Origin of the sequence: Spirosoma aureum (assembly GCF_011604685.1) — a bacterium.
GTDB classification, from domain to species: Bacteria; Bacteroidota; Bacteroidia; order Cytophagales; family Spirosomataceae; genus Spirosoma; species Spirosoma aureum.
The window spans coordinates 6,204,343-6,216,162 of sequence record NZ_CP050063.1 but is presented as its reverse complement, the minus strand read 5'-3'; the positions used below and the strand labels follow the sequence as shown (position 1 = coordinate 6,216,162).

The 11,820-nt window shown below is 49.1% G+C and carries 5 protein-coding genes; 4 read left to right on the top strand and 1 reads right to left on the bottom strand.

Going from position 1 to position 11,820, the window contains the following annotated elements; all coding sequences use genetic code 11:
- The first annotated feature begins 24 nt into the window (after positions 1 to 24).
- The gene (locus G8759_RS24660) at positions 25 to 2,817 is read left to right on the top strand and encodes a M4 family metallopeptidase (protein ID WP_167214111.1); all 2,793 of its coding nucleotides are present in this window, start codon (positions 25 to 27) and stop codon (positions 2,815 to 2,817) included.
- Between the two features lie 129 nt (positions 2,818 to 2,946).
- A complete protein-coding gene (locus tag G8759_RS24655) occupies positions 2,947 to 5,136 on the top strand; it encodes a glutamine synthetase III family protein (protein ID WP_167214107.1) in 2,190 nt (729 codons plus the stop codon).
- Positions 5,137 to 5,247: 111 nt separating this feature from the next.
- Here G8759_RS24655 and G8759_RS24650 read toward each other — a convergent pair whose 3' ends face one another.
- Positions 5,248 to 6,480, bottom strand: a complete 1,233-nt coding sequence (locus G8759_RS24650) for an ROK family transcriptional regulator (RefSeq protein ID WP_167214104.1) — start codon at positions 6,478 to 6,480, stop codon at positions 5,248 to 5,250.
- Between the two features lie 258 nt (positions 6,481 to 6,738).
- Between G8759_RS24650 and G8759_RS24645 the strand changes: the two genes are divergently transcribed.
- Both G8759_RS24645 and G8759_RS24640 read left to right on the top strand, forming a co-directional pair.
- The gene (locus tag G8759_RS24645; protein ID WP_167214101.1) at positions 6,739 to 10,038 is read left to right on the top strand and encodes a SusC/RagA family TonB-linked outer membrane protein; all 3,300 of its coding nucleotides are present in this window, start codon (positions 6,739 to 6,741) and stop codon (positions 10,036 to 10,038) included.
- A 32-nt stretch (positions 10,039 to 10,070) separates the two neighbouring features.
- On the top strand, positions 10,071 to 11,780 hold the full coding sequence (locus G8759_RS24640; protein ID WP_167214098.1) for a SusD/RagB family nutrient-binding outer membrane lipoprotein: 1,710 nt from the start codon (positions 10,071 to 10,073) through the stop codon (positions 11,778 to 11,780).
- The last annotated feature ends 40 nt before the right edge of the window (positions 11,781 to 11,820 follow it).

Genomic DNA, 11,820 nt, shown 5'->3' with positions numbered 1-11,820 from the left:
GATGGTGAAACCATCGAAGCGGCTTTGTTCCCTAGTAAATTTGCTAAAAATATCGGTATTCAGGATGGCTACCAGCTTAGGTTAGTACGCGACCGAACCGATGTGAAAGAAACCCGTCACCAGCATTATCAACTGTATTACAAAAACATACTCGTTGAAGGTGGTCATTTGACCCTACACTCCCGAAATGCTCGGCTCAAAGCGGCTCATACTCGCGTTGTAGAGGACTTAGACATTGATGTCGACAAGCCCATTGCCGAAGTTAAAGCGTTGGAGGCTGCCTTATCAGATCGTAAGCTGAGTAAAGACAAGCTTAAAGGTCAGAAATTACCCAAAGGCGAGCTAGTGCTTACTAAACTGGGAGATGACTATATAAAAGATAGCTACCGTTTTGCCTATGTGTTCGATCTCTATAGCGAAACAATTCTTGAGGCTAACCGGGTGTACGTCGACGCAGGATCAGGCGTGGTACTGAAACATCATTCGCTAGTCAATAAGTGTTTCAGTACCGAGCATGGACATGCTGCCAAACCTTTCGGGTTTGCTCCAAAGCCACAAATTGCATCAAACTCTGACAGAGCTATGGCGCCTATGACAGCAGCAACCTTCACTTCGATTTATGCGCGAAGCAATCCAACCCCCACTTTTGAGGTAGAATCTGCTTCTGGTGGTGGGTATCAACTGACCATGAGCACTAACGTGCCGCAGGCATTGGATACCCGCTGGGATTGGAATGGTGATCTTAACTGGAATGATGCTCCATTAATCAATCCTACCGTGAATTGGGGCAATAATGTACAGAGTGCTACATTAGCCCATTGGACTGTCTGGCGTTCTTATCAATATTTTCTGAACCGGTATGGGCTGAATGGTACCGATGGCCAGGGTAGATTAGGGCGTATTTTAGTTATGCCTAACTATCAAAATAATGCTGGTTGGGACCAAGATGAAAGAATGATAGTAATTGGTTCACATAATGGCACTAATTTATCTACAGTTGACATTGTTGGTCATGAATATGGGCATGGTGTGTCCAACCATTTGGTGGGTGGCTGGACAATTTTTAATGGCGAAACAGGCGCATTAAACGAAGGCTTCTCCGATATTATTGGTACGGGCATCGAACGGGATCTTTATCCCGCAGGAGGTCCGAACGATGCCTGGAATTATCGGCTCGGCGAAGATGCCTGGCTTAGTCGAGATATGGCTGCCCCACATAGTATTGTCGATGTAAATGTATTCCCTAATAGAGCCTATCCACAAACCTATCAGGAGCAAGGCTTTTGGGATTTTAATAATGAAGTGCATCATAATGCAACTGTTCTGGGTAAATGGTTTCATACATTGACAACAGGTTCGGGCCCCAATGAGAACCATATCTCACCCATTGGTTTCGACGATGCGATGAGCGTCGTGTATTGGGCGCTTGAAAATTACATTTATGGTGATTATAACTACGCTAATACCGCCAATGCCCTTCGTATCGCAGCTGGAGCCGTTTTTGGCGAATGTTCTCCTCAACAACGCGCCGTCGCTGCTGCCTGGGGAGCGGTGGGTATACCCACTAGCTACGTCTGTAGTCCAGATTGTAATTTTACGGCTACGGCCATTACACCAACGAGTGTCAATTGTAATCAGGCCATGACTCTCAGTTCGGGCTGTACGGCTGGGCCCGGCAATTCAAACGGTTGGGAATGTCAGGGAATTACCTATACCTATAGTGGCCCTAATGTTCCTTATAACCCAAGCTCGAACCCAAGTTTGAACGTAACGGCTCCAGCTTCTGCAGGAACATATCAGTACAGTCTGGCCATGTCCAAATCTGGCGCTGGTTGTTATACACCAACTTTTAACTTCAACGTCAGTGTAAACTGTGGTTCCACTCCCACCTGCGATTTCAGTAACGGCCCTCGTTATGTGGGCACCTGGTCGAATCTGAACGACCAGATTCGCTCGATCTCCGGAAGAAATGTATTAGTGACGGCCATTCCAGGCTCCTCCGATGACAAATACTATCCGCGTGGCGATAATTTCTGGGGAAGCTTTAATCAAGACCCCAATGCGGCTGGTTTGCAAAGCTGCCTCAATGCGGGTACTACGGATTGGGGTGGCATGACTAACCCCTCCAGCATTGCTCCGCCAGCCGGTTATTATCAGGGTACAGAGCAGGATGGAGCCGTTTATTATGCACAGAATGGTACCAATCCGCCTAATCCCTGCGATTTTAGTAGCGGCCCCCGCCATGTGGGCTCCTGGAATAATTTGAACGTCGAGATTCGTCAGTTTCCGAATGGGAAGCGGGCCTTGGTAACCGCTGAGCCGAACTCATACAATGACAAGTACTACCCACGCGGTGATAATTTCTGGGATAATTTCACCAAAGATTCCGGTGTGGAAAATCTCCAAGGGTGCCTCAATGCAGGAACTACGGGTTGGTGGGGCCTTGAATTCCCAACAAGCATAACCCCTCCATCGGGTTATCAACAGGGAACGACTCAGGATGGAGCCGTTTATTTCTCAACGAATGGGTTACGAGTGGGCGCCAAACAGGAAACTATAGAGGAGGTAAGCTTAGTGAAAGTGCGCCCGAATCCGGTTCATAATGAGGTTATAGTAACATTTATACTAAAAGAAGCCAGTGATGTTCAACTGCGTTTGCTAGACGTACAGGGCCGTGTTTATCAGCAGCATACGCATAAGGGTATAGCTGGTAAGAACGAACGTGTTCTGACTGTTTCGTCACTGGCTACCGGCGTCTATGCGCTGGAAGTAATACTGGAGCGGCAACGAATCATTCATAAGCTGGTGAAAGAATAGGTCCTTGTTACCCCTCTTCCACGCCCGGCTACGCAAGTGGTCGGGCTTTTTTTGGTTGCCCGTTGGAATATGCCCGAAGGCGTGTATGTTTGGCAAAGTTTTTCAACCCAAAACCACGCATAGTAGAGAATGAGCAATTTTCGGTTTAAAGCCCTCGAAATCGCCCAAAGCCGTCAGGCTATGGCCGTTGCCGCTCCCACCGAGCGCGTCGCCGATTTCTTTGGCAGCTACACATTCAACAATGAAGTGATGCGAACGCTTCTTTCGCCCGAAGCGTATATTAAGGTCACAGAGGCCATTCAAACAAATGGTCAGATCGACCGGAACATTGCCGACGAAGTGGCCGGCGCCATGAAATCCTGGGCAACTTCGAAAGGCGCCACCCACTATACCCACTGGTTTCAGCCGCTAACGGGTGAAACTGCCGAGAAGCACGATGCCTTCTTCGACATTACCATCGACGGCAAGGCTATCGAAAAATTTAAGGGTAGTGCCCTGGTGCAGCAGGAACCCGATGCATCGTCGTTTCCAAATGGAGGCCTTCGGAATACCTTCGAGGCTCGCGGCTATACCGGCTGGGACCCCTCGTCACCTGCCTTTCTGATGGATAATGGAGCCGGTGGAAAAACGCTCTGCATTCCATCCGTTTTTATTTCCTACACTGGTGAGGCACTCGATTATAAAACCCCGTTGCTCAAGGCATTAAATGCTCTGGACAAGGCGGCAACGGCTGTTTGTCAATACTTTGACCGAAACATTACCAAGGTTACGCCAACGCTTGGGCCTGAACAGGAATACTTTGTCGTTGACCGGGCGCTGTTCTACGCCCGACCTGATCTGGTATTGGCGGGCCGTACGGTATTTGGCCATGCACCCGCACGGGGTCAGCAACTGGAAGACCATTATTTCGGCTCGATTCCTCCCCGGATCAACGCCTTTATGGTCGATTTTGAGTTCGAGTCCATGAAGTTGGGCATGCCCGTTCGGACGCGGCATAATGAAGTCGCGCCAGGGCAGTTTGAGGTAGCACCAACTTTTGAGGAAGTAAACCTGGCTATCGACCACAACGCGCTGTTGATGGATCTGATGGAAAAAATTGCCGAAAAGCACAATCTGAAGGTTCTTTTCCACGAGAAACCATTCGCAGGTATCAACGGGAGCGGCAAGCATAACAACTGGTCGATGGGGACCAATACAGGCGTTAATCTGTTAGCACCAAGCACCAAGCCCAAAGAAAGCCTTCGGTTCCTGACCTTTCTTGTCAATGTGGTGAAGGCCGTTCATGATAATGCCGATCTGTTACGGGCCAGCATTGCCTCTGCCGGAAACGAATACCGGCTGGGAGCAAATGAGGCTCCGCCAGCCATTGTCTCCGTTTTCCTGGGCGAATCACTAACGCAGGCTCTTAATGATCTGGAAACCAAGTCGGAGGTTACGGTAAATAAGGGTGATAACGTGTACTATAAACTCGGCCTGAACCGCATTCCGAGTCTGATGCGCGATAATACGGATCGCAACCGAACATCGCCGTTTGCCTTTACGGGCAATAAGTTTGAGTTTAGGGCAGTAGGTAGTTCGGCTAATTCGGCCTCTACCATGACCGTGCTGAATGCGATTGTGGCCGATCAGTTGAACAAATTCAAAACAGACCTTGACGAACGATTGGCGAAAGGCGAGAAGAAGGAACTGGCGATTGTCGATATTCTGAAAGCATATTATTCTAACACGAAGCGAATTCTGTTTGAGGGCAACGGCTATTCTGACGAATGGGTCGAAGAGGCTGCTAAACGGGGTCTGTCGAATATCAAGTCGTCGCCTGAAGCGCTGGGTGTTTATGTGCAACCCGAATCACTGGCTCTGTTTGAACGAACGGGCGTACTGAGCCACGCTGAGGTGGAATCGCGCTACGAGATCGAACTTGAGAAGTACATTAAAAATGTACAGATCGAGTCGCGGGTTATGGGCGATCTGGCCATGAATCACGTCGTATCAACGGCGCTCAAGTACCAGAATAAGCTGGCCGAAACCGCCCGAAATCTGGTGGAGTTGGGAATGGTTGCGGAAGCGGAGCCGATTAAAGACATTTTGCGCGAAATTTCGACCCGCGTTCTGGTTATCAAAAAAGGAGTTGAAGCGATGATCGAATCGCGCAAGAAAGCGAATAATACAACTGATACCGCTGAACGAGCTAAACTATATGCGACGGAGGTTAAAGATCACTTTGATATTATCCGCTATGAAGTAGACAAGCTTGAAGAAATTGTCGATGACGAAGACTGGCCGCTGATTAAGTACCGGGAGCTATTGTTTGTTAAATAAGTCTGAACCGGGATTGAACGGATTGAAGAATTAAGCCGATTTTGCTTTATTCCTGCGCTTCTTCGAAGCGAAATCAAAATCAGTTAAATCCTTCAATCCGTTCAATCCTGGTTAGTAATTAGCGAAAATATCTTCCATCATATACGCGTGTGTCCCCAGCCATTTGGCGGCTCCATTCAACTGGGTTATTTCGATGGTCAGGTCGTTGCGGAAATCACTCAGGCAGTATTTACTAATTGCCTGCTCAATGGTGTTTAGAATGAAAGCCGCGGCTTTGGTTAGAACACCATCAACGATTATCATTTCGGGATTGAACAGGCTGATCGCAACCGCGAGACCTTTCCCCAATTGAAATCCCGTTTCGTGTAACATGTCAATCGCATAAGAATCGCCCTGGTGGGCTGCGTTGATCAGTTCATCAATATCGATCTGCTCAACCCGGTCCCGGAAAACGGCTAATTTAGAAACCTGTCCATTGGTAATATCGCGTTGTACCCGCCGAACCAGCGCCGAGGCCGATGTAATGGTATTGAGACAGCCTATTTTACCACAGTAACACAATTCTCCCTCAGGGTCAACCTGTATATGCCCCAATTCACCGGCAAATCCACTGGTACCCTGAAAAACTTCGCCATTAACGACAATCCCCAGACCAACTCCCCAGTCAATATTAATGGCCAGTACCTGTTTTTTACCCTGTGCTCCACCAAAACGGCTTTCTCCAAGTACAGTAGCTTTGGTGTCGTTAATTAAATAAACAGGTAAATGGATCTGCTCTGAAAACCAGTGAGGAAGTGAGATGTTTGACGGACTAAGATTCTTATAGGTCAGATTGGTGCCATGCCGGGCATTGACTAATCCGGGCATTGAAATGCCAACCGCCCTGATTGCTTTGGGATTGATTCCCGAATCAGTCAGGGTAGTTTTGTAATGATGAACCAGCGTCGATAGAAACGTTGGGTTATCTTCAAGGCGAAGATCAAATTCACGACGGAAGACGATCTCACGGAGCACATTCATAACTAACAGTTTGGTGTCGTGCGTGCTGACATCGATCACAACCACATAATGCTTGGTTGTATCAAGACTAAACAGCGCTGGCCTTCGACCATTGTTACCCATAGCGGTGCCCATGGCTGTTACCCATTTGTTACTAACCAGATCATCGACAAGACTTGTCACGGAGGGTACACTGCTGTGTAGTAGTTTGGCCAGATGCGCCAGTGTGCAATTACCTTCTGCATATAGATAGGCAAGCATCTTTCGCTGCTTCTGTTTCTTCTTATAATCTACAACTGATTGGGAAACAGGCAGGTCCTCCTCAAGAAAAATAGCTGAATTCATTTTACTAAGACGAATGATTCTATCGTGCCGTCATCTGGACGAATAGCAAGTTACTTCAAAGTCTCAAAGACAACTATGCTTCGGAGTTACTTAAAGGTTGGTGAAATTTATGGGGTTTTGTTCAAAGTTTTTAAAAAATTATATTAACTGGGTATTATTTTTAAATTAAATTTCTTAGGATTGCAGAACCGTTAGAATTTCTAGGTAATTCCTCTAGGCAGCGGCCTCATTTTATCACCTACTTAATTAAATGCTCGGATGAAAAAACTCTTACTGTTAATGATGCTGATCCTGGTTCGGTGTTTACCGACTCTGGCTCAGGCCAGGGCCACCGTTACGGGTCTTGTGCGCGATAGCCAAAGCAATCCAATTCCGGGGGCTACCATTCAGGTAAAGGGCTCTACAACCGGAACAACAGCTGGCGCTGATGGCACTTTCCGGCTGAGCCTGCCTGCCAATGCTTCTACCCTGGTCGTATCGGCCATTGGGTTTGTTACACAGCAAGTAGCTATTGGGAATGCGTCTGAATTTACGGTTACACTGGCAGACGATTCCAAAACACTGGGCGAAGTTGTTGTAACCGGTTTTGGTATTAAGCAGGAGACCCGCAAACTTTCCTATGCTGCACAGGAGGTCAAAGGAATGGATCTGGAACGGGCCAATAGCGCTAACCTTGTCAACGCCTTACAGGGTAAAGTGGCCGGAGTACAAATTGATCAGGGGTCGGGTGGTCCGATGTCGTCTTCGCGGATTCGTATCCGGGGTAACGCATCGCTGAGCCCGAATACGCAGCCGCTTTTTGTTGTCGATGGCGTATTGATTCGGCCAACCACAACTGGTGCTGACTCGTGGGGAGCCGCACAGGACTTTGGGAACATCATGAAAAACCTTAACGCTGATAACGTTGAGACCATGACGGTACTGAAAGGGTCTGCTGCCAGTGCCCTGTATGGTTCGGAGGCTCTTAATGGAGTAGTAGTTATTACGACAAAGCACGGTCGTGAGCAAAAAGGCCTTGGCGTTACGTATAATCATACATCTTCGTTTGAAAATGCCTACCGGTTTGTTGATGTGCAGAATCAGTATGGAGCCGGTATTGCACCGACCTTTAGCAAATCGGCTACGGGTACTGACCTGGTTGATACGCAAAACTGGCCATATTCATTCGGTCCCAAGCTGGATGGTCATATGGTGCAGGATATTGATGGGCGCATGATTCCCTGGAAAGCCAATGACCCCTTGAAGTTTTTCCAGACAGGTAAGTTCATCAATCACAATGTAGCCGTAGAGGGCGGCAATGAACGCTCCTCGTTCCGGGCGTCGTTCTCGAATCTGTATAATAATACGATTATGCCGGGTGGTGCCGAAATGAAGCGGAATAACTTCAATGTCCGGGCTACGCAGAAATTGGGTAAAATCTTCAGCCTCGATGTTTCGGCCGATTATACCGACAATAATAACCTGAACCCAATTCGGCAGGGTGGTAATTTTAATCCTGTTTTCCGGTTTGTCTATGGTCGTCCCCGGAGTTTTGATATTGATTACTGGGCCAATAATTATGCGTCACCCGTGGGTGGTCGTAAACAGGGCGCGGCTGATCCATATAACATTTCGACGTTCATGTGGCAGACTTTCCAGTGGAATACGACCCGTAAGGAGAAGATTTTCCGGGGGAATATTGACGTAAACATGAATTTCACACCCTGGTTAACGGGCCTGGTTCGGGCTAATATCCAGAACGAATTATACCAGACCGAGAACAAGAACCTGGGCGATGGCGTAGGCTTTGCCGGTGGTGAGTATTCGCAGTATTCGCAGGCCAACAACCAGTCGCGGATTCAGGCATTGCTTACATTCAGCAAGGATTTGAGTCCGTTGTTTCATTTGAATCTGTCGGCTGGTGGTGAAACGAACCGGATCAACGGCGGTCGGGACTACCGGCTCCGTACGGATGGCGGATTGCGCATACCCGGCCAGTTTGCCCTTCCGAATTCCATCAATCCGATTGTGGCTGATATCAGTGGCGACCGGCTGGCTCCATCCAAGCGGACGGATGCAATCTACGCTTATGGCGATCTGAGCTATAAGGACGCGCTGTTTTTAAACTTCACCAACCGGATCGACTATTCCTCGGCGTTGACCTACGCCAATGGAAGCGGACAGTATTCGTACTATTACCCGTCGGTGGGTCTGGCCTGGGATTTTACTCAGTCAGTAAAAAATCTGCCAAAAAGTCTGTCGTTTGGTAAGTTACGGGCTAGTTACGGATTTACCGGGGGCGATACGGATGCCTGGCGGACGAACCAGACGGGCTTCTACTCGGCTGGCAATATCTTCACGTCGACCGGCGGACAGATTCAGCAGTATGGTTTTCGGGATAATATCCTGCCTAACTACAACCTGCGGAACCGGTTAGCCCGTGAGTGGGAGGTAGGAGCAGACCTGCGGTTCTTCAACAATCGTTTAGGCATTGATTTCGCAGTTTACAACAAACTGACGACCAATGAAATCTTTACGTTGCCGGTGGCTACGGAGTCGGGTATTGCTTCCCGATTGGCCAACGGTGGTAAAATTCTGAACCGTGGTGTGGAGATTTTGCTGACCGGTACGCCGATTAAAACGAATAAATTCCAGTGGAATACGGCGTTTAACTTCAGCCGCAACCGCAACAAGATTCTGGAACTGATCGAAGGCGTGGATACCTACCAGTTGAGTCTGGCTTTCGGGGCTGACATTCAGTCAATTGCTCGGGTAGGCGGAGATTATGGCACCATCAACACCTCCTATGCTTATGCACGTGATGACCAGGGTCGTAAGCTGATCGGTGCGGCCAGTGGCACGACCGGTGGCTATTTGACGTATCTGCGGAGCGGAGCTGCCGGGCAGGGGTCGAAGGATATTGGGACCATGCTGGAGAAGTTTCTGTTGAGCAACACCAACAATTTCCGTTATGGTAATTTCTCGGCTACGTTGCAGGTCGATTCCAAAATTGGCGGTGTGATGGCATCGGCAACCCACGCCTATGGGTCGGCTTTTGGTAGCTTCAAAAATAGCCTGGCCGGTCGCGATGCGGAGTCGGGGGGGATCGCTTTCACCGATGCACAGGGCAACAAACGGAACGATGGTATTATTCCCGATGGTGTCCTGAATAAAGGCGTTACGGCAACGGTCGATGGCAAACAGGTTGATCTGGGCGGTATGACTTATAAGGATGCTGTCGATAAAGGCTATCTGACACCCGTTCCGGCATATGCTTATTACGATAACCTGTCCAACTGGGGATCGGGAATCCGCGAGTACTCGGTTTTTGAAAACTCGTGGGTAGCTCTTCGTGAAGCGTCTGTTAGCTACGACGTACCGGCTACACTCCTGAACCGGGTTAAAATTCAATCACTGCGGGTGAGTGTAGTTGGCCGTAATCTGGGCTATCTCTACATGACAGCCAAAGATGGTATCAACCCGCAGTCGCTGAAGAGTAATAATGCCGGCGAATTTGCTGAATACGGCGGACTGCCATTCAGCCGCAACATCGGTGTAACGGTCAACGTAGGACTCTAATTTCGGCACGTATCTCAATCGAACTTACGCATATGCTTATCTCCTATAAAAAATATTTCTCCGGACTGCTCATGGCAGGGACGCTGGTATTCAGCGGGTGCCAGAAGGAGGCTTTCGTAGAAACCAACATAAATCCGGAAGGGCTAACGAGCGTTCCGCCCGCCAATCAGTTCCTGAACGCAACGTTGTCGTTACACAGCCAGGATTTTGAAGCGTTTTATGACCTTTACCAGCGGATCATGCCCTGGATGCAGTATTCGACGGCTGTAAATGGTAATGGACAGAATTTTACGCAGGTATACGACAACTTCTCTCAGCGGTATGGACGCCTGTATAATGGCGTTGGTAATACGCTGGTAGATCTGGAAAAACTGGTCGCGAATCTGCCCGCCGAAGAGCAGCCCCGCTACGTACATATGATCCGGATTGCTCGGATTCTGAAAGCGTATTACACGTTTTACGTGAGTGATATTTACGGCAGCATTCCTTACTCGGATGCTTTTCAGGCCCGTTATGGTGGCACATTGACGCCAAAGTACGACCCGCAGCAAACGATTTTCGCGACGCTCGATACTGAACTGAAAGAAGCGATCACAACGTTGAAAACGGCTCAGACGGCCACACAGGTGGCGTTGGGTACCAGTGACCAGTATTATGCCGGTAACACCCAGCAGTGGGTTAAAGCGGCTAATGCACTACGGCTAAAAATAGCGATGCGTCTGGCAAAACGCGATGCCGCAAAACTTAAAACGATAGCTCAGGAAGTACTAAGTTCTCCGGCCGCCGATCTGATGAGCAGTAATACCGATGGGTGGATGTTTATTACGCCAGCCAGCTTTACGGGCGGTAGTGATTCGAACTGGAATCCTGCCAATTTGCGGGCTGCCAAGCCGCTGGTCGATTTCATGTGGGATACACAGGACCCCCGGCTTGATGCTTTCTTTACGCAAAACGGCTATTCTCAGGCCAATATCGATCTGCTGATTGCCGATAAGCAACTTCCGGCTGGTACCAAAGAGTCGCGCCGTTATCTGGGTGGGTTTACTGGCCCGGATGCTGCGAAAGTGGCCCAGAATGTACAACGTTTTTACACTCCGCGCTATCTTACCTTGAATGGCAATCGTACGGCCATCGATACGCTGTCGTATGTGCAGCCACGCCTGTTCCAGGCAGGTTTTGCCGATGCGAGTGGTACCGCCGGAACGGGTAAAAACTACTTCCCTGTTATCACTTATGCTGACTTCTGCTTTATGAGGGCTGAACTGGCAGCACAGGCCATTTCGGGTGAAAGTGCCAAAACCTGGTATGAAACGGGAGTGACCGCATCGTTGGATTGGTACGATATGGTGGCCCAGGGGGCGCAGGTGTTCAACTATACACCCATGACTGCGGCAGAGAAAACCGCTTATCTAGCCAATGCCAAAGTGGCCTTCACTGCCGCCAAAGCGATGGATTTAATCGCCAGCCAGGAGTACATCAACTTTCTTCGTCAGCCAGCCGAAGGGTGGGCAACCTGGAAAAGAACCGGACTGCCCAATACAACGTCGACACTGGTTTTGCCAGCGCTGATTTCGAACGGCGCTACGCTGGTGGTGCCTCGGCGGGCTCCGCTTGGTATTCCGAATGTCAATGATCCGAACTATGCGAATCGCAAGGCGGCTCTGGACGAAATGGCTAAAATAACCGGTTTCGGAACCGATCCCCAGGATGCTACGGGGCGTGTTTGGTGGGATCAGCTTTAGTGTATACCCGCTGAATTTTTCATAACTTAATGCCCAACCC

Bases quoted from the DNA above. Each gene is read 5' to 3' on its own strand.
- G8759_RS24655 (WP_167214107.1), top strand. From the start codon at position 2,947: ATGAGCAATTTTCGGTTTAAAGCCCTCGAAATCGCCCAAAGCCGTCAG.
- G8759_RS24650 (WP_167214104.1), bottom strand. From the start codon at position 6,480: ATGAATTCAGCTATTTTTCTTGAGGAGGACCTGCCTGTTTCCCAATCA.
- G8759_RS24645 (WP_167214101.1), top strand. From the start codon at position 6,739: ATGAAAAAACTCTTACTGTTAATGATGCTGATCCTGGTTCGGTGTTTA.
- G8759_RS24640 (WP_167214098.1), top strand. From the start codon at position 10,071: ATGCTTATCTCCTATAAAAAATATTTCTCCGGACTGCTCATGGCAGGG.